Source organism: Actinoallomurus sp. NPDC052308, assembly GCF_040679195.1.
In the GTDB taxonomy this organism is placed as follows: domain Bacteria; phylum Actinomycetota; class Actinomycetes; order Streptosporangiales; family Streptosporangiaceae; genus Actinoallomurus; species Actinoallomurus liliacearum.
Genome location: NZ_JBFAUM010000001.1, coordinates 827,233 through 844,898 on the forward strand (window position 1 = coordinate 827,233; position 17,666 = coordinate 844,898).

At 72.3% G+C, this 17,666-nt stretch carries 21 protein-coding genes; 8 read left to right on the forward strand and 13 right to left on the reverse strand.

Annotated elements, in window-relative coordinates:
• Positions 1-37: 37 nt before the first annotated feature.
• Positions 38-937, reverse strand: a complete 900-nt coding sequence (locus AB0L00_RS04180; RefSeq protein ID WP_364428045.1) for a LysR family transcriptional regulator — start codon at positions 935-937, stop codon at positions 38-40.
• Between the two features lie 99 nt (positions 938-1,036).
• Between AB0L00_RS04180 and AB0L00_RS04185 the strand changes: the two genes are divergently transcribed.
• The gene (locus AB0L00_RS04185; RefSeq protein ID WP_364428048.1) at positions 1,037-1,573 is read left to right on the forward strand and encodes a cysteine dioxygenase family protein; all 537 of its coding nucleotides are present in this window, start codon (positions 1,037-1,039) and stop codon (positions 1,571-1,573) included.
• On the opposite strand, the gene menC is transcribed toward AB0L00_RS04185, so the two are convergent.
• The 6 genes from menC to AB0L00_RS04215 all read right to left on the reverse strand — a co-directional run bounded on the left by menC (position 1,570) and on the right by AB0L00_RS04215 (position 7,967).
• On the reverse strand, positions 1,570-2,670 hold the full coding sequence (gene menC / locus AB0L00_RS04190; RefSeq protein WP_364428051.1) for an o-succinylbenzoate synthase: 1,101 nt from the start codon (positions 2,668-2,670) through the stop codon (positions 1,570-1,572). The two genes, AB0L00_RS04185 and menC, sit on opposite strands and share 4 nt — an antisense overlap.
• On the reverse strand, positions 2,667-3,434 hold the full coding sequence (locus AB0L00_RS04195; protein ID WP_364428054.1) for a GNAT family N-acetyltransferase: 768 nt from the start codon (positions 3,432-3,434) through the stop codon (positions 2,667-2,669). The genes menC and AB0L00_RS04195 overlap by 4 nt, the downstream gene beginning before the upstream one ends.
• Positions 3,435-3,478: 44 nt before the next feature.
• The gene (locus AB0L00_RS04200) at positions 3,479-4,639 is read right to left on the reverse strand and encodes an MCE family protein (RefSeq protein WP_364428057.1); all 1,161 of its coding nucleotides are present in this window, start codon (positions 4,637-4,639) and stop codon (positions 3,479-3,481) included.
• A 234-nt stretch (positions 4,640-4,873) separates the two neighbouring features.
• Positions 4,874-6,061, reverse strand: a complete 1,188-nt coding sequence (locus AB0L00_RS04205; protein ID WP_364428060.1) for a lipid-transfer protein — start codon at positions 6,059-6,061, stop codon at positions 4,874-4,876.
• Between the two features lie 130 nt (positions 6,062-6,191).
• Positions 6,192-6,650 (reverse strand): zinc ribbon domain-containing protein, encoded by a 459-nt coding sequence (locus AB0L00_RS04210; protein ID WP_364428062.1) that lies wholly within the window; start codon positions 6,648-6,650, stop codon positions 6,192-6,194.
• Between the two features lie 48 nt (positions 6,651-6,698).
• On the reverse strand, positions 6,699-7,967 hold the full coding sequence (locus AB0L00_RS04215) for an MFS transporter (protein WP_364428065.1): 1,269 nt from the start codon (positions 7,965-7,967) through the stop codon (positions 6,699-6,701).
• A 95-nt stretch (positions 7,968-8,062) separates the two neighbouring features.
• Between AB0L00_RS04215 and AB0L00_RS04220 the strand changes: the two genes are divergently transcribed.
• Positions 8,063-8,923 carry a LysR family transcriptional regulator gene (locus tag AB0L00_RS04220; RefSeq protein ID WP_364428068.1) on the forward strand — a complete coding sequence of 287 codons (861 nt, stop codon included), beginning with the start codon at positions 8,063-8,065 and terminating at the stop codon, positions 8,921-8,923.
• Between the two features lie 85 nt (positions 8,924-9,008).
• Here AB0L00_RS04220 and AB0L00_RS04225 read toward each other — a convergent pair whose 3' ends face one another.
• On the reverse strand, positions 9,009-9,791 hold the full coding sequence (locus tag AB0L00_RS04225) for an SDR family oxidoreductase (protein WP_364428071.1): 783 nt from the start codon (positions 9,789-9,791) through the stop codon (positions 9,009-9,011).
• An 82-nt stretch (positions 9,792-9,873) separates the two neighbouring features.
• Here AB0L00_RS04225 and AB0L00_RS04230 point away from each other — a divergent pair, with 82 nt between their 5' ends.
• The 3 genes from AB0L00_RS04230 to AB0L00_RS04240 all read left to right on the forward strand — a co-directional run bounded on the left by AB0L00_RS04230 (position 9,874) and on the right by AB0L00_RS04240 (position 12,014).
• Positions 9,874-10,647, forward strand: coding sequence for an SDR family oxidoreductase (locus AB0L00_RS04230; RefSeq protein WP_364428073.1), 774 nt, complete (start codon positions 9,874-9,876; stop codon positions 10,645-10,647).
• An 11-nt stretch (positions 10,648-10,658) separates the two neighbouring features.
• Positions 10,659-11,603, forward strand: coding sequence for an LLM class F420-dependent oxidoreductase (locus AB0L00_RS04235; RefSeq protein ID WP_364428076.1), 945 nt, complete (start codon positions 10,659-10,661; stop codon positions 11,601-11,603).
• 120 nt (positions 11,604-11,723) lie between these two features.
• Complete coding sequence (locus tag AB0L00_RS04240) at positions 11,724-12,014, forward strand: iron-sulfur cluster biosynthesis family protein (RefSeq protein ID WP_364428079.1); 291 nt, start codon at positions 11,724-11,726, stop codon at positions 12,012-12,014.
• A gap of 177 nt (positions 12,015-12,191) precedes the next feature.
• On the opposite strand, the gene AB0L00_RS04245 is transcribed toward AB0L00_RS04240, so the two are convergent.
• The 3 genes from AB0L00_RS04245 to AB0L00_RS04255 form a co-directional block, all read right to left on the reverse strand.
• Positions 12,192-13,061, reverse strand: coding sequence for a hypothetical protein (locus tag AB0L00_RS04245; protein ID WP_364428082.1), 870 nt, complete (start codon positions 13,059-13,061; stop codon positions 12,192-12,194).
• An 81-nt stretch (positions 13,062-13,142) separates the two neighbouring features.
• Complete coding sequence (locus AB0L00_RS04250; RefSeq protein WP_364428085.1) at positions 13,143-14,231, reverse strand: hypothetical protein; 1,089 nt, start codon at positions 14,229-14,231, stop codon at positions 13,143-13,145.
• Positions 14,228-15,325: a phosphotransferase family protein gene (locus AB0L00_RS04255; RefSeq protein WP_364428088.1), complete on the reverse strand. Its 1,098-nt coding sequence runs from the start codon at positions 15,323-15,325 to the stop codon at positions 14,228-14,230. The genes AB0L00_RS04250 and AB0L00_RS04255 overlap by 4 nt, the downstream gene beginning before the upstream one ends.
• A gap of 131 nt (positions 15,326-15,456) precedes the next feature.
• Between AB0L00_RS04255 and AB0L00_RS04260 the strand changes: the two genes are divergently transcribed.
• Together AB0L00_RS04260 and AB0L00_RS04265 are read left to right on the forward strand one after the other, a co-directional pair.
• Positions 15,457-15,828: a hypothetical protein gene (locus AB0L00_RS04260; RefSeq protein ID WP_364428090.1), complete on the forward strand. Its 372-nt coding sequence runs from the start codon at positions 15,457-15,459 to the stop codon at positions 15,826-15,828.
• 108 nt (positions 15,829-15,936) lie between these two features.
• Positions 15,937-16,119 (forward strand): PspC domain-containing protein, encoded by a 183-nt coding sequence (locus AB0L00_RS04265; protein ID WP_345360432.1) that lies wholly within the window; start codon positions 15,937-15,939, stop codon positions 16,117-16,119.
• Positions 16,120-16,125: 6 nt separating this feature from the next.
• On the opposite strand, the gene AB0L00_RS04270 is transcribed toward AB0L00_RS04265, so the two are convergent.
• Entirely contained in the window at positions 16,126-16,569 is a 444-nt protein-coding gene (locus AB0L00_RS04270; RefSeq protein WP_364428093.1) for a hypothetical protein, read from the reverse strand.
• A gap of 96 nt (positions 16,570-16,665) precedes the next feature.
• Between AB0L00_RS04270 and AB0L00_RS04275 the strand changes: the two genes are divergently transcribed.
• Complete coding sequence (locus AB0L00_RS04275) at positions 16,666-17,175, forward strand: hypothetical protein (RefSeq protein WP_364428096.1); 510 nt, start codon at positions 16,666-16,668, stop codon at positions 17,173-17,175.
• A 175-nt stretch (positions 17,176-17,350) separates the two neighbouring features.
• Here the strand turns inward: AB0L00_RS04275 and AB0L00_RS04280 are convergent, their stop codons facing one another.
• Positions 17,351-17,665, reverse strand: coding sequence for an L-rhamnose mutarotase (locus AB0L00_RS04280; protein WP_364428099.1), 315 nt, complete (start codon positions 17,663-17,665; stop codon positions 17,351-17,353).
• Position 17,666 lies beyond the last annotated feature (1 nt).

Here is a 17,666-nt window from a genome sequence, read left to right on the forward strand (position 1 = left end):
ACAGGGCGGCCGACGGTCTCGTCACCTGGGTCGGCCGCTATGAACCGGCGGTGGCGGACTGGGGATCAGGCTCCGCGTCGGTGGTCTCGCGGAGTGCGTCGAGGAGGGCGGCGGTGGCCGGGGGCTCGGGCGGCTCGCCGTACGTGGCGGCAAGGACATAACGGGTCGAGCCGGGCAGTGCGACGGTGCACACGTCCGGGTTGCGGGCCGCGCGCAGCGTCAGCGCCGGCAGCGCCGTCACGCCGAGACCGGCCGCGACGAGCGCCTGGACGGCCACGAAGTCGTCGGTGGTGAACGAGATGCGGGGGCTGAACCCCGCCCGTTCGCACATTTCGAGCAGGTGCAGGCGGCAGCGGTCGCAGCCGGCGATCCACTCGGCGTCGGCGTACGCCGCCAGGTCCGGCTCGGCGGCCTCGGCCGTCACCAGGTGGCTCGGCTCGTCCAGCAGCCGCCACGTGCGGATGTCGTCCTCCTCGGCGCCGGGGTCGTACCGGAAGATCACCGCCGCGTCGACGTAGCCGGCGCGGAGCATGCGGACGGCCTCGGGCGGCTCGGCCTCGGTGAGGCTCACCCGGAGGCCGGGATGGCGCTCGGCCAGCAGCGACGCGGCCCGGGGGACGAACGTGCCGAGCGCCGACGGGAAGGCGGCCAGGCGCACCCGGCCCTGGTCGAGCCCGACGTGGGCGGACAGTTCGGCCTCGGCCGCGTCGAGCCTGCCGAGGATCTCCGCGCCCCGTTCGGCGAGCGTCCGGCCCGCGTCGGTGAGGCGGATGCCACGGCCGACGCGCTGCACGAGCTTGGCGCCGGTCTCGGCCTCCAGGCGCGCGAGGTGGTGGCTGACCGAGGGTTGGGAGTAGTGCAGCTCCTTCGCGGCGGCCGTGACCGAGCCCGTACGGGCCACCGCGACCAGCACCCGGAGCCGGGAAACGTCCAGCATGCGGCCAATATATCGACTCCGTCTATGGGAGCGGCCGGGCATTGGCATTGGACCGATGAGTGCGTCCTCCGGCAGCCTGAACAGGAGGAGGTGGCCGATATGACAGTCGTTCTGGAGACCGTGCGTCCTGGCCTGGAGGATCTGGTGGCGGGGGTGCGCGGCGCCGTGGGCCGCCACGCCGACTGGCGGGAGACCGCGCGGCTGGTCGCCGATGAGCTGCGGCGCCACATGCCGACTCCGGACGTGCTGACCGCCGAGGAGCGGCTGGGCGACCCCGACCGGTACGTCAGCCACACGCTGTACGTCGAGCCCGGCGGCACCTTCTCCCTGGTCGGGCTCGTGTGGCGGCCCGGGCAGGTGACGCCGATCCACGACCACGTCACCTGGTGCGTCTTCGGCGTGCTGCAGGGCGTCGAGCACGAGGAGCTCTACGTGCAGCGGGACGACCACCTGGTCCGCGTGGGGGTCAACGACAACCACGTCGGCGAGGTCAGCGGCTTCGCGCCGCCCGGCGACATCCACCGCGTGCGGAACTCCGGCGACGGCATCGCGATCTCCCTGCACATCTACGGCACGGACATCTCCCGCGTCGAGTCCAGCGTGCGGCGCGTCTACAACCTGCCGGTCGCGGACTAGGGGAGCCGTACGACGTCGGTCCGCTCGGTGAACTCGTGCAGGACGTCCTGCAGCGGGGCCACGCCGAGCCCCGGCCCGGACGGCACGCTCATCAACCCGTCCGCCAGCCGGAACGGCTCGGTGATGTCGCGCGTGTAGTACCGGTCGGACGCCGAGACGTCACCCGGCAGCGTGCAGCCGGGCAGGGCCGCGAACGCCAGGTTGGCGGCCCGGCCCAGCCCGGTCTCCAGCATCCCGCCGCACCAGACCGGAACGCCGTGGGCCGCGCACAGGTCGTGGATCCGCCGGGCCTCCAGGTAGCCGCCGACGCGGCCCGCCTTCACGTTGACGATCGAACACGCGCCCAGGGTGATGGCGTCGGCGGCGGCCCGCGCCGAGACGATGGACTCGTCGAGGCAGATCGGGGTGGTCAGCGCCCGGGCGAGGCGCGTGTGCCCGAGCAGGTCGTCCTCTGGCAGCGGCTGCTCGATCAGCAGCAGCTCGAACGGGTCCAGCGCCGCGAGGTGCCGCAGGTCCGCGCGGCGGTACGCGGCGTTGGCGTCCACCTGCAGGAGGATGTCGCCGAACCGCTCGCGCACCGCGCGCACCGGTTCGAGGTCCCACCCCGGCTCGATCTTCAGCTTGATCCGCGCGTATCCCTGCCGCAGGTAGGCGTCCACGGCGTCCAGCAGCTCGGGGATCGAGTCCATGATCCCGACGGAGACCCCGGCCGGCACCCGCGTCCGCGTCGCCCCCAGGTACGCGGCGTACGACATCCCCGACAGGCGCAGCTCGGCGTCCAGCACCGCCATCTCGACGGCGGCCTTCGCCATCGGGTGGCCCCGGACCGGTTCGAACGCCGCGCCGAGGCCGCGGGCGGTGACGTCCGCGGGCAGCCGGGGCAGCAGGAAGTCGCGGATGACCTGCTCGTCGCCGTTCACGTACTCGGCGGAGTACAGCGGGTCCGCGGCGGCCACGCACTCGCCCCAGCCCTCGACCTCGTCCCCGAACACCCGGACGAGCAGGACCTCCCGGTCGATGTCCGTCCCGAAGGACGTGCGGAACGGCGTCACGAGGGGCATGCGGATCCGCCGCAGCTCCACTCCGGCGAGCTTCATCTCGGGCGCTCCAGGAGGTAATAACCGGCGCGGGTGAAACCGGTCACACGGTACCCCTCCGCCAGCGCGCCGCCGAGCGCCGCCCGCTGCGCTCGCCGCCACTCCCGGGCCGCGTCCGGATCGCCGGCCCGCAGGGCGGTGACGTCGGCCGGCGTTCCGACCGCGAGGGTCGCGGCGCCCGCCGCGTCGCGTGTCTCAGGCCGGTCCGCCGCGTTCGCGCGCAGCACGATCGGCGTGTCCGCCCCGGGCTCCGGCCGCGTCGCCGGCACGCCCGCGAGGGCCGCGGCCACGTCCGGACTCTCGAGCGGCCAGGTCAGGAGGAGACGGTCGCTGGGGTCGCCCATGTTCAGCTCGTCGGGCATGTCGCCGTAGAAGTCCTCGGCGTACTCGGTGGCACGCGCCGCCAGCTTGACGAGGTTGAAGTACGCGTTGCGCCGGGTCAGCGGGTCGAAGGTCCAGCCGATCGTCGTGATGCCCCGCGCCAGCGCCCACGCGCGCTGGTGCACCTTGATCGCGTACCCGACGCCCCGGCCCGGCACGGCGACGCCGGTGATGTGGGAGTGCAGGCCGCCGTCGGCCGTCGGAAACGCCGCGCACGCCCCGACCATCGTGTTCCCCTCGAACGCCCCGGCGATGTAACCCCCGATGTGACGCGTCACCTGGAGCATCTCGTACGGCATCGGGTCGGTCGGCCGCCAGACCTCGGCGAGCAGCGCGGACGCGGCGAAGAGCTCCTTCGAGGTCGTCAGCTCGCGTACGTCCATACCTCGATCGTGGCCCCGGACCGGCCGCCCGCGCGCACCGGGGTTCACGGAAGGAACGGGAAGGGATTTCCGGTCTTGGACGGGGAGGGGCTGCCGCTGCTCGTGGACGGGGACGGGCTGCCGGTCCTGGTGTTCTTGGACTTGCGGCCGGCCGTGCCGGTGCCGCCGGTGGACTTCTTGCTCGTCCCCGGCGTCGGGGTCGCAGTTCCCTGCGCCGGGGTCTGCTGCGCCGTGGTGTCGTTCTGGGTGCTGGGCGGGGCGATCGAGAGGGGGAGCGGGATGAGGTTCTGGATGTAGACGTCGAACCACCGGCCGCTGCCGGTCACGTCGGACAGTTCGGTCCCGAACGGGCCCATCAGCTCGAAGGACTTCTCCAGGTTGCCCTGGTTGCGCAGCAGGATCTGCGTGACCTTCTGCAGGTTCTGCAGCGCGGGGTTGAGGGTGGCCTGGTTCTCGTGGATGGTCGCGGTGATCTGCTGGGACAGGGAGACGGTGCCGGTCAGCAGCTGGTTGATCACCGTCCGCCGGTCGTTGATCTCCTGGAGCAGCAGGCCGCCGTTCTGGACGAGCACGGCGAGGTCGCCGCTGCGGGCGGCGAGCAGCGACGTGACGTTGCTGGAGTGCTTCAGCAGCTGGTTCAGCTCGTCGTCCCGGGAGGACACCGCGCGGGAGATCTTCTGCAGGCCCGCCAGGGTGCGCCGGACGTTCTCCGGGGACCCCTCCATCGTCTGGCTCAGGGTGTTCATCGCCTTGGCCAGCTGCTTCGTGTCGATCTGACCGAGCTGGGCGCTGGCGTCCTGGAGGGCGGGCACGACCTCGTACGGCGCGGTGGTGCGGGAGATCGGGATCTCCCGGTCCGTGGACTGCCGCCCGGGCCCCTTCGGGTCGAGGGCGAGGAAGTGGGAGCCGAGCAGCGTCTTGATCTTGATCTGGGCGCGGGTCTGCGTTCCGAAGTGCGCGCTGCTGGTGAACTTGACCTTCACGTGGTCGCCGTCGAGGTCGACGCTGTCCACCTTGCCGACCTTCACGCCGGCGATCCGCACCTCTTCGCCGGGCTTCAGGCCGCCCGCCTCGCTGAACGCCGCGGAGTACGTCGTGCCACCGGTGAAGTGCTGCAGATTGAACGCGAGCAGTGTCGCCAGGCCGACGGTCGCCAGGCCGGCGATGCCGATCGGCAGCGGATTGCGCTCCCGGAATGGACGCATCAGCGCGGCACCTCGCGTCGAATCTCGGCGGACTGGGCGCGCGGTCAGGGTGGGCTTCCGGCGTCCACACGGTACGCGTGCGACACGGACACAACCCTGGCGCGTCAGTGAAAAATACTGACGCGTAGCGTGGCCGACAAGAACCCGCTGTGCTCAAATCCGTCGTCGACCTGCGCACAAAGCGATGTCCACGCAGGTCAGCAATGCCTTACTGGGCACGCCGAGTGACGTAACTCACGTCCGGGCGACGATCGCCGATCCGTGCCCGAACAGCCCCTGGTTCACCGCGATCCCGGCGCGCGCCCCCTCCACCTGGCGCGCTCCCGCCTGCCCGCGAAGCTGCCAGGTCAACTCGCACACCTGGGCGATGGCCTGGGCGGGAATCGCCTCACCGAAGCAGGCCAGCCCGCCGCTCGGGTTGACCGGGACGCGGCCGCCGAGCGCGGTGGCCCCGTCGCGCAGCAGACCCTCCGCCTCGCCCGGCTTGCACAGGCCGATGTCCTCGTACCAGTCCAGCTCCAGCGCCGTGGACAGGTCGTACACCTCGGCCAGCGACAGGTCCTCCGGGCCCAGCCCCGCCTCCTCGTACGCCGCCGCCGCGTTCGCCGAGCGGAACGGCCGCTCGGGCGGAGCGACCGCGACGCTCGAGTCGGTCGCGAAGTTCGGCAGCTCGAGGGCGGTGTTCGGGAAGGTCGGGGTGACCGTGGCGATGGCGCCGATGCGCACGGGAGCGCCCCGCCCGTGCCTGCGCGCGTACTCGACGCTGGACAGGACGACGGCGGCGCCGCCGTCACTGGTCGCGCAGATGTCCAGCAGCCGCAGCGGATCGGCGACCACCGGCGACCCGGCCACGTCCGCCGCGGTGACCTCCTTGCGGTACCGCGCGTACGGGTTGTGCCGGCCGTGCCGGGCGTTCTTCACCTTCACGGCGGCAAAGTCGTCGCGCGTCGCACCGTACAGGGCCATGCGGCGCCGCGCGTACAGCGCGAAGTAGACCGGGTTGGTCGCGCCCAGCAGCCGGAACCGCAGCCAGTCCGGATCGTCGGGCCGGTCGCCGCCGACGGGCGCGAAGAAGCCCTTCGGCGTCGCGTCCGCGCCGACGACGAGGGCGACGTCCACCAGGCCCGCGAGGATCTGCGCCCGGGCCATGCTCATCGCCTGCGCGCCGGACGCGCACGCCGCGTAGCAGCTCGAGACGCGCGCCCCCGACCAGCCCAGCGCCTGGGCGAACGTCGCGCCCGCGACGAACCCCGGGTAGCCGTTCCGGATCGTGTCGGCGCCCGCGACGTACTGGACGTCGGTCCAGGCGAGCCCGGCGTCGTCCAGCGCGTCCCGCGCCGCCGCGAGACCGTACTCGACGAAGTTCCGCCCCCACTTTCCCCACGGGTGCATGCCCACGCCGAGCACCGCGACGTCTTTCACGGGCCCTCCTTCGTCGGGGGAGTGACCAGAGATGCTGTGCTCATGGTTCGCTCGCTACGCTCGTCAGGGGCCCTCCTTCGTCGGGGAGTGACCAGACGCGCTGTGCTCATGGTTCGCTCGCTACGCTCGCTCACGGGCCCTCCTCGAAGAGCGGGCGCCACTTCCAGACGAGGTGGCCGGGGTCGAGCTCCTCGACGACGAGTTCGGCCGCCATCCCGACGGACAGGTCCGCGATGCCGACGCCCCGCACCACCTGACCGAGGACGATGATCCGCTCGGCCGCCAGCTCGACGGCGGCGACCGCGTACGGCTCGAACTCCTCACCCGAGACGTACGGCGGCGGTGGACGGTAGCGCGCGTCGGCGTAGGACCAGATCCGCCCCCGGCTCGACAGCGGCGTGGCGACGAGGTCGCCGCCGTGGCAGGCGGGGTTGCGGCAGGTCAGCGTCTGGGGCGGGAAGTAGACGGTGCCGCAGGCGGTGCAGCGGGTGCCGGTCAGGCGCGGCGGGTCGACGGTGAACCAGCCGTCGACCACGCTCACCGGCCCCTCGACGGCCACGGGTTCGTTCCCGGGTGAAGGCTGCGCCACCGGCGACCTCCTTGTTGACCAAGCGACCGCTCAAATCTATAACGTGTTCTATTCGAGCGGAAGGGCCGAAGGCCGGCGGGGGCGGGCTCCCGCGACGGGTTCGGACCGGCGGCGCGCGGAAGGTTCGGAGCGCGAGTCGACGCTCCGCGCGGCGGGTTCGGTCAGGCGGCGAGCGGCCAGCGCGGCGACCGCGAGGAGGGCCAGGGCGTAGCCGACCGTGGCCGGCCAGTGGCCGTGCTCGTACGCCAGGCCGCCGGCCGACCCGCCGATGCTGCTGCCCGCGTAGTACGCGAAGAGGTAGAGCGCCGAGGCCTGCGCCTTGCCGCCGGCGGCGCGCCGCCCCACCCAGCCGCTGGCGACCGAGTGCGCCGCGAAGAAGCCGGCCGTGAAGACGAACAGCCCCACGCCCATGACGGGCAGCGTGTTCGGCAGCGTCGCCAGCAGCCCGACGGCCGCGAGGGCGAACGCGCCGTACACGACCGGGCGGCGCCCGACCCGGTCGGCCAGCGACCCCGCCGCCGGGGAGCTGAAGGTGCCCGCGAGGTACATCAGGAAGACGAGGCCCGTCAGCCACTGCGGCAGCCCGAACGGCGCGGCCAGGAGGCGGTAGCCCAGGTAGTTGTAGACGGTGACGAACCCGGCCATCAGCACCAGCCCGATCAGGAACAGCCGCCGCATGCCGGGATCGCGCAGGTGCCGGAGCACCGCCCCGTGCCCGCTCCGGGACGGCTGGAAGCAGCGGGAGCGGGGGAGCAGCGCCCAGAAGGCGAGGGTGAGGAGCAGCGCGCCGACCGCGGTGACGCCGAGCGCCCACCGCCAGCCCGCCAGGTCGATGACGAAGCCGGGGATGAGCCGCCCCAGCAGGCCGCCGATCGTGTTTCCGGCGATGTACCGGCCCATCGCCCCGCCCAGCGCCTCGGGATGGACCTCGTCGGCGAGGTAGGCCATCGCGACGGCCGGCACCCCGGCGAGCGCCACCCCCTGCGCGGCGCGGATCACGCCGAGCACGGGGAACGACGGGCTGAGCGGCAGCAGCAGGCCGAGGGCCGCCGCCGCGACGGACGAGATCAGCATGATCCGGGTCCGGCCGAGCCGTTCCGACAGGGAGCTCACCGGAATCACCGCGAGTGCCAGCGCGCCGGTCGACAGCGAGACCAGCAGGCTGGACGCCGTCGGGGAGACGCCGAACACGCGCGAGAGCACCGGCAGCAGCGCCTGGGTCGAGTACAGCGACATGAAAGTGGTCAGGCCCGCCGCGAACAGCGCGAGGTTCACCCGGCGCAGTCCGCGCGAGCCGCGCCGATGACGCAGGTCCACATCGGGAGGGGAGGTGACGAGCACCATTACAGGCTGCGCCGTACTGCATCGATGCGTCCAATGAAAGATTCGCCGGAAAAGTATGCTGGACAGTCATGGACCTGCAGACGGTGCGCTGGTTCCTGGCACTCGCCGAGGACGGACACGTCACCCAGACCGCGGCGGAGCTGCGGATCTCCCAGCCGGGCCTGTCCCGCGCGATCGCCCGCCTCGAACGCGAGCTCGGCACCCGGCTGTTCGACCGCGAGGGCCGGACGCTCAGGCTGAGCGCGTACGGCGTGATCTTCCGCCGGCACGCGGAACGCCTGATCGCCGAGGAACGGGCGGCCCGCCACGCCCTGGCCCAGGCCGCCGACCCGGACAGCGGCGAGGTCGGCCTGGCGTTCCTGCACACCCAGGGGACCGCGCTGGTCCCCGAACTGCTCCGCGACTACCGGCGAGAGCACCCGCACGTGACGTTCCGGCTGAGCCAGGGCAGCAGCGAGCACCTCGTGGCGGCCGTCACCGAGGGCCGGGCCGACCTGGCGATCACCAGCCCGCGCCCGGCGGATCTCGCCTGGCACCCGCTCACGACCGAACGCCTGCGCCTCGCCGTCCCGGCCGGGCACCGGCTCGCCGGGCGCAGCCGGGTACGCCCGTCCGACGCCGCCGACGAGCCGTTCATCCTCATGCGGCCCGGGTACGGGCTGCGATCCATCACCGACGAACTGTTCCGGGAGGAGGGCGTCCGGCCCGACATCGCCTTCGAGGGCGAGGAGGCCGCCACGCTCCGCGGCCTGGTCGCCGCCGGACTCGGCGTCGCCATCGTCCCGCCCGGCGAGCCGGTCTCCGGCGTGGCCGAGGTCGTCCTCACGGGGGCCCGGCGGACGATCGGGCTCGCCTGGGTGGACGGCCGGACGCGCCCACCCGTCGTCGAGGGCTTCCGCCGCTTCGTCATGTCCCGCGCGGCACCCTGACCGTCCGCACCGGAGCGCGGAACGCCGGATCGCGGAACGCCGCTTCGTCGGGCACCGGAGCGCGGGGCGCCGAATCGCGGTGCGGTCAGTTCCGGACGGAGGAGACCATCCGGCGCAGCCCGGCGAGCCAGCGGTCGCGGTCGGCCGCCTTGCGGCGCTCGAACTCGGCCACCTCCGGGTGCGGCAGGATCAGGAAGGCCTCGGCCATGAGACCCGCGACGACGGCCTCGGCGACGTCATCGGGTTCGAGGACGGCGCCCGCCGCGGCCACGACCTGACCCGCCACGCCTTCCAGGGCCTCGGCCAGCAGCGGCGTGCGCACGCCCTGCGGGCAGAGCGCGCTCACCTTGACGCCCCGGTCGCCGTACGTGAGCGCGAGCCACTCGGCGAACGCCACCGCGGCGTGCTTCGTCACCGCGTACGGCGCGTCGCCGGGCTGGGTGAGCAGGCCGGCGGCCGAGCAGGTGTTCAGGAAATAGCCCTCGCCGCGCTCGAGCATGCCGGGCAGCGCGGCGCGCGCGGCGTACACGTGGGCCTGGACGTTGACCGCCCACGCGGCCGCCCACTGCTCCGGGGAGGCCTCCAGCCCCGCGCCGGTGCCGATGCCCGCGTTGGAGCACACGAGATCGATCGGCCCGAACTCGCCGGCCCTGCCGATCATCGCCTTGACCTGCTCCTCGTCGCCGACGTCGACGCGGAGCGCGACCGTACGGCACTCCAGCCCGGCGGCTACCCGCTCCACCGCGTCCCCGTCGAGGTCGGCCAGGCAGAGCGCGGCCGCGCCCTCGGCGGCGAACCGGCGGGCCAGCGCGGCCCCGATCCCGCTCCCGGCTCCGGTGATCACGATGTTCTTACCGGTGATCTGCATGGCAGGAACGTAACATCCGAGACTAGGCTGAACCCGATTCGGTTGTCAGAAAGATCCGGGCGTCAGTACGGAAGGCGGCACCATGGGACTCGAGACCGGCCTGGCGGGCAAGACCGCCCTGATCACCGGCGCGTCGCGCGGCATCGGGCGCGCCACGGCGGAGGCGCTGGCCGCGGAGGGCTGCAACGTCGTCCTGTCCTCGCGCAAACAGGACGCGCTCGAGGAGGTCGCGAAGGACATCCGGGCCGCGTACCCCGGGGTCGGCGTGCTGCCGAAGGCCGCCCACGTCGGCGACGAGGACGCCGCGCGGGCCTGCGTGGAGGCAGCCGTGGCCGAGTTCGGGGGCGTGGACGTCCTCGTGAACAACGCGGGCACCAGCCCGTACTTCGGCCCGATGGTCGACATCGACGCCGCGCGGGCCGACAAGACCGTGCAGGTCAACCAGTTCGCCGTCGTGCTGTGGACGCAGCTCGCCTGGAAGCTGTCCATGGCGGCGCGCGGCGGGGCGATCGTCAACATCTCCTCCGTCGGCGGCATGGTGACCGAGCACGGCATCGGCTACTACAACGCCACGAAGGCCGCCGTCATCCACCTCACCAGGCAGTTCGCGGTCGAACTCGCCCCCTCGGTGCGCGTCAACGCCGTCGCCCCCGGACTGGTCAAGACGCAGCTCGCCCGGGCGCTGTGGGAGAACAACGAGGAGCAGATCGCCAAGTACATGCCGCTCGGCCGCCTCGGCGAGCCCGAGGACATCGCCAAGGCGGTGGTCTTCCTGGCCGGGGACACGGCGAGTTGGCTGACCGGGCAGACCCTCGTCGTCGACGGCGGTTCGACCGTCCGTCCGTCCATCGCCTGAGGAGGCTCCGCATGTCTCGATGGGGAATGACGATCCCGCTCATGGGCGTGCCCCTGGCCGAGCACCGCAAGACCGTCGAGGGCCTGGCCGGCCTCGGCTACACCGACGCGTGGTCGGCGGAGACCAACGGGGTCGACGCGTTCACGCCGCTGGCGCTCGCCTCGCAGTGGGCCCCCGACCTGCGGCTCGGACCGGCGATCGTGCCGGTCTACACGCGCGGTCCCGGCCTGCTCGCCCAGCAGGCCGCCACGCTCGCCGACCTGGCCCCCGGCCGGTTCGTGCTCGGCCTCGGCACCTCCTCGCCCGTCATCGTCGAGCGGTGGAACGGCATCCCCTTCACCGAGCCGTACCAGCGCGTCCGGGACACGCTGCGGTTCCTGCGCCGGGCACTCGTGGGCGAGAAGGTGACGGACGAGGCGCTCGGCGTGTCCGGCTTCCGGCTGGACAACCCCCCGAAGACACCGCCGCCCATCGTCCTGGCCGCCCTGCGACCCGGCATGCTCCGGCTCGCCGCTCGCGAGGCCGACGGTGCGATCACCAACTGGCTGGCGCCGCAGGACGTACGGACGGTGCGGAGCGAGTTCGGCACGGAGAAGGAGCTGATCGCGCGGATCTTCGTCTGCCCGACGTCGAACGCCGAGGAGGCGCGGGCGCTCGGCCGCCGGCTGATCGCGGCGTACCTGACCGTGCCCGCCTACGCGGCCTTCCATCAGTGGCTGGGCCGCGGCGAGCAACTCGCCGCGATGAACGAGGCGTGGGCCGCCGGCGACCGCAAGGCCGCCCTCGACGCGATCCCGGACGACGTGGTCGACGACCTCATCGTGCACGGCTCGCCGGACGCGTGCCGCGAGCGGATCCGCGAGTACGTCGAGGCGGGCCTGGACACTCCGATCCTCGCCGTCCTGCCGAACAGCGAGCTCCCGATCCCGGACGCCGTGCCCGCTCTCGCGCCCTGATTTCCGTCAAGTCGCTAGATCCCGGATGTTTGCCGATACGGAGCGTCGGGCATGGCAGGGCGCATGCACGGGGCCGTGCGCCGTGCGTGACCTGCAATCGAACCGAAGGAGCTGTCGACAGTGCTGACGCTGACCGATTCGGCGGTCCAGGTGATCCGTACCGTCACCAGCCAGCCCGAGCTTTCACCACAGACCGGCCTGCGGATCGCCACTCAGGGCCAGACCGAAGAGACGGGCACGCTCTCCCTCGCGGTGGCCGAAGGGCCGCAGGCCGGCGATGAGATCGTCGAGGATCAGGGCGCGCGTGTCTACCTGGAACCGGACGCGGCGACGATCCTGGATGAGATGACGCTGGACGCGAGTGTCGACGAGAACGGCGACGTCACCTTCCGCCTAGCGGAACAGGCCTGACCACCTGAACGAACCGGCCCCGGGCGAGCATCCGCGAGCCCGGGGCCTTTTCGTCCCCAACCGCCTCGGCGCCCGCCGACGCCGTGACGGCGTTCCGCGCTCGCCGTCGGGTCGCCGAGTGCACGACGTTCAGTGCGCTCCTTGGCGTGGGCGCGGCCATTCCCCTCGAAGTGACGGTCATTGGCTGTGGAACGTCGCCGGATGTCGGTGATCGGCGGTGCAGATGAAGAAGCCGCCGTGGCTGTAGCGGCCGATCTCCAGCCCGGTCGGCTGTATCGCGGCCAAACGGGCGTCGTCGTGGAGGTCGGTGTCCTCGATCGGTCGCCAGCGGGGCGGACCGCCGTCATGGTCGGACTCACCGCCCCATTCGGAGCTGTCCAGTTGGAGGATCAGGTGGGAGGGAGCGCCGCACTGCGCGCATTCCGGCGATTCCCCCATGCCGGTGACGTTCCAGGCCATGCCGCCGCCCAGCTTGCAACCGGACGCGATCGAAAGACCGTACTGGTACGCGGGATAACCGGTCTCCCACTCCTTGATCGCATCCTGGATCTGCCGGGGAAGCTCCTCCGCGTACGGGTACTCGGTGATCGGTTCGGGGTCGAGCACGCACGGAGCCGCCACGAGCCACGTCGCCTCGACCATGTGCGGCGCCGGCGGGTCGGCGAGGACGGCGGTCACGTCGGCCGCGCGGCGCCACCGCACCATGATCGTCTCGTCCGGCCAGTCCCCATCGTGGTCGGGGCACCAGAGGATCTGCAGCAGATCGCTCCCCTCTGGGAACGGGTACGCGGGGACGTCGGCCGCGTAGATCTGCGCGATCGGCACCATCGCGACCGGCGCCTCGGCGGACGGGCCCAGTTCGTGCGGATCGTCGCAGAACGGCCAGGGCTCGTCGGCGGGCCACCGCAGCGGCCCGCCGATGCTGCTGTCGTCCGGTCCCGGGTCGCCTTGCCGAGGGTGCAGCCGGATGGCGGTACGGGCATGAGCGGCCAGTTCGGGAATGACTTCGGTGATGTCCACGATCGGTGGGCGGGTCGTGTGCGGCATGCGGATCATCTTCCTCCGACTCCCGATCACGCCAGGCCGACCCGCACAGCGGTCTGTCGCACCATCTCGCCGAGGAGCCGGTCAGACGTCGTCGGGGAAGGTCGGGTGGGGGCCGAGGGCCCAGTACTCGAAGAGGCCGTGGCCGACTCCGCCGTCGTAGTCGAAGCGGGCCACGGCGTCGACCATGCCCCACATCCTCGCCGCGTCCTCCGCGCGGCGCAGGTCGTACGTGACGCCCTGGACCTTCGGCTCCGGGCCCTGGTACATCCCGTGCCGCCAGTCGGGTTCGAGGCCGTAGCCGCTGCCGACCATCATGTGGACGGGCAGGAGCGGGGTGACGCGCACGTCGAACGGTTTACCTGCCGGCGGCGCGAAGGAGATCACCGCCTCGGTGACGTCGCGGGTCCCCGGGGCGTACGTCGGCCGGTAGTCGGGGCGGCCGAGGTACTCCGGCGCGCGGTCGTCCGGCCACACGCGTACGGCCTCCTCCAGGATCCGCCGGCCCTGCGCGTCCTCCTGGAGGATGCACAGGATCGCGTGGTCCTCGAACTGCATCGGCGCGTACAGCCAGTAGAAGCTCGCCGAGTTCTTCGCCTGGATGCCCGGCGGCTCCGCCTCGCCGACCGGGCGGATGCCCCAGGACCGGTCGCGGCTGCCCCACCAGCGGTCCGGGGTCACCGGCAGCGTCGTGTCGTCCACGGTGATCGAGCCGGTCCACCGGCCGGTCTGCGCGAGCCGCCGGGAGTCGAAGACCACCCGTTCCTGGGCGCGGACGAAGTGCGGGGGCTCCAGTTGCGCCGGGATCGCGCCCTCCCAGGTCAGGTCGAACGACAGGCCGTGGTCGTTCGGGTCCAGGACGACGCGCAGGCGCTTCAGCCCTTCCAGCACCTCGACGCGGAACGGACCGACCGTCGTGTCCATACGGTCGGCGCCCAGTTCGCGGGAGGCGCGGACGACGCGGTGCAGCGGGCCGTACCGGACCAGGGCGAACGCGTCGGTGACGCCCAGGTTCGGGTACTGGCCGAGCCCGACGATCAGCATCAGCTCGTCCGAGCGGGAGTGGCAGTTGAAGTAGTACCGGTCGTAGAAGTTCCGGTCGGAGGTGCCGACGTGCCGCATGACGTCGGGGACCTGGTGGACCGGGTAGTCGTCGAGCGGGGAGAGCGTCATCGCGTGCCTCCGGGCGGCGGCCCGGTCACGGGACCGGGCGCGGGCAGGTCGAGCAGCGCGGCCAGGAGCCGCGAGGCGGTGTTGTCCACGGGGAAGTCGCTGTCGGGCGGCACCAGGTCGAAGTCGATGAACGCCTGCCCGATCCGCGCCATGATCACTGCGAACTTGAAGGCGGACAGGACCTCGTAGTACGCCAGGTGCCGCATCGGCCGGCCGGTCAGTTCCTCGTAGTACGCGACGGTGTCGGCGTAGGACGGGAAGCCGGGCAGGCGGGGCACGCCGATGCCCTCCGAGTGGTGGCGGTCGAGGTACATGTACCAGGCGAGGTCCTCCTCGGGCGCGCCGAGCGTGGCGATCTCCCAGTCCAGCGCGGCGCGCGGCTCACCGTCGTCGCCGTAGAGGATGTTCCCGACGCGCGAGTCGCCCCACAGCAGCACCGGCGGGCCGGGCTCGGGCGGCCGGTGTTCGCGCAGCCACCGCAGTGCCGCCGCGCAGGTCGGCTGCGGGCGGTGATAGGCCCAGCTCATGTAGTGGGTGTAGTAGCCGAGCCGCTGGTCCAGTCCCCCCCGGCCGTACCTGGTCCGGTCGAGGAAGGCGAAGGGCGCCGGGTCCAGCCGGTGGAGTTCGGCGAGGATCTCCAGGCCCGCCGTCCACATCCGGTGTCGCCGTTCGGGAGCGGCCTCGGCGACCCATCCCGCCTGGTGGTACGGCGGGTTGTCGTCGGGGGCCCGGCCGTCGACCCGGTCGATGACGTAGAACGGCGCGCCCAGCAGCGTCGGGTCGGGCTCGTACCAGCGGATCGGCGGGACGGGGATCGCGGTCCGCTCGTCGAGGATGCGCAGCAGCCGGTACTGGTCGGCGTACGGCAGCGGGTCCGGGAACACCTGGTAGTGGACCGGCGCCACCTTGGCGACTAACCGTTCGGTACGGCCGCCGTGCTCGGCGTCGAACAGGAGCGTCTCGGCGGAGAACCCGGTGGTCCCGGGGATCTCCAGGTCGGACAGGGTCACGTCGCCGTCGGCCAGCCGCCCGGCCAGCCAGCGGGTCAGCACCGCACGGGTCACCTCGGGATTCCGCTGGTCGGGAACGGGCATGGTCCGGCCTCCTTACGCACCCCCGCCGATGGTGTCCCCGACCTTGATCAGTACTTACCAAGCTGCCGCTTGGTCCGTCAACGGTGCACGGCTCGCGGAGGCGGCCGCCGGGCGCGTGGCACGATCGGAGGATGAGGCTGACGATCGCGGGCTTCGAGGTCGCCGTGGCCGGGCAGCGGCACGAGGTGGTGCATCCCGACGTCCCGCCCGTGGAGAACATCGGATTCCTCATCGACGGGGAGGTCTTCCACCCGGGTGACGCCTTCACCGTCCTCGAGGCGCCCACGCTCCTCGTGCCCGGCCAGGCGCCGTGGATGAAGGCCCCGGAGATGATCGAGTACCTGCGGGCGGTGGCGCCCCGCCGCGCGTTCGCGGTCCACGACGGCCTGCTCAACGACGCCGGACTGGGCCTGCTGGACGGCCAGCTCGCCGGGGAGGGCGAGCGGCAGAAGCGGGAGTTCCGCCGCCTTCGGCCCGGCGAGTCGGTCGACCTCATCCCTTAGGGGCGACCCGTAGGTCCACGGGACGAGTCCGGATCGGTCCCGGGAGCGATGTGAGGTCGGGGCGGGCGGCCTAGCGTCGTTGGTAGACGAACGCGAAGGAGTGTCGCAATGAACGGTCTGTCCCGTCCGCGCAAGGGGCGTGTCATCGCCGGCGTCTGCGCCGGGCTCGGCCGCCGGTACGGCATGTCGGCATGGACGGTCCGGCTGCTGGCCATCCTGTCCTGCCTGCTGCCCGGACCGCAGTTCGTGATCTACCTGATCCTCTGGGTGATGATGCCCAGCGAGTCGTAGCCCACCTCAGGCGGCGAGGGGCCGCCCGTCCTGAGGGGCGAGGGCGAGCGCGCGGTGCAGGACGCCGGCCCGGACGCGCTCCAGCACGGCGCCGCGGCGCCGTGCGGCCAGGCCGCCGCAGACCGCCCCGGTGAGGCCGTATCCGGCGGTCGTCGCCACCGGCCGGTCCACCGACAGGGGGATCGCGGCCGCCGCGCGGGCCGGCGCCAGTAAGACCAGCGCGGCGGTCAGGGCGACGGCCGCCGCCGCGCACCCGATCAGCGTGGCCCGCGCCCGGGCCGCGCCTCGCAGGACCGCCATCCGGCCGCGCCGGAGGGTGAGGAGGTACGTCTCGGCGGTCGCGTAGGCCCAACCCGCGACGAGGGCCCAGGCGGCGGCGTCCCGAACCGCCGGTCCGGCCACCCCCACCACGAACGTCGGGACCGCCCGTACACCATGGTCGCCGCCCATCCACCCGCGTTGCCGTACCAGCCTTCTCGCGGACCGTCTTCTGTGTCCGGCACCAAAAGGCGCCGGACGATCGAGCGACAGAAAAGAGGGAATGAAATGGCCGTCACGCCGCATCCGCAGGTCGCCGTCTTCGCGGTGGACGTGAGCCGCTCGGGGGCGAAGTGGGACCTGGAGGACATGGTCAGCGCTCTGACCCATCCGGAGTCGGACTCCTACAACCACGTGACCTTCCCGCCGTCCATGAACGGCCTTTGCGTCGCCAGGTACGAGCTGCGAGCCGACTACGCCGCCGGCGATTTCGCGAGGCAGCTGATGACCTTGTCGAAGGCCCCCGGCTTCTCGGCGCTTCGCGATGTAGTGGAAGAGGTCGTCGTGGGTGTCGCCGAGATTCCGGCCTGTAAGGCCCAGCTTCGCTCCGGCCTCGGTTCGGCGCGCAAGGGGCACCTGGGCCGGCCGACTGCACGGATTGAGTTCATCGTCGGGTCCTACTCGTCGCAGTCGGTGAGTCAGGCCGCGGCTCAATTCTTCTACGAGTTTCGGGACGACCTGGCGGCCGGATCGGTGCGCAGGTTCCTGCGCCGGCTTCGGAGGGGCGGCAAGAACTGACTGTCGGCCGGCAGGCCGACGGAACCTGTCCCGGCCGGACGCGGCCGGGATCACGAATCGAGCGCGGACGGGCCCCTGGTGACCCGCCCGCGCTCTTTCGCCGTCCCGGCGCTCACGCGGGCCCGGCCGGCGGCGAGGGCCCAGGCGGCGGCGTCCAGCGGACTCCGCCGGCCCTTCACTCCAGGTGCCAGACGGTGGGGAGGCCCTTGGCGGCGCCCTCGCCGGAGTAGTCGTGCACGACGTCGAGGTAGCCGGCCATACGCGCCTGCCATGCGACGTTGACCGGCAGGTCCTCCAGGGCGGCCAGCAGGGCGGCGTAGTCGTCGCAGTCGATGACGTGGAACAGATCCAGGCCGCTGCGCCAGATCGTCCACTCGTGCGCGCCGCCGTCCTTGATCGCCTGGACGAGCTCCGGCGGGACCTCCCGGTGCGCTCGCTCGTACTCCTCCTCACGGCCGGCCTTGAGCCGGGTGTGCAGCGCGACGCGCATC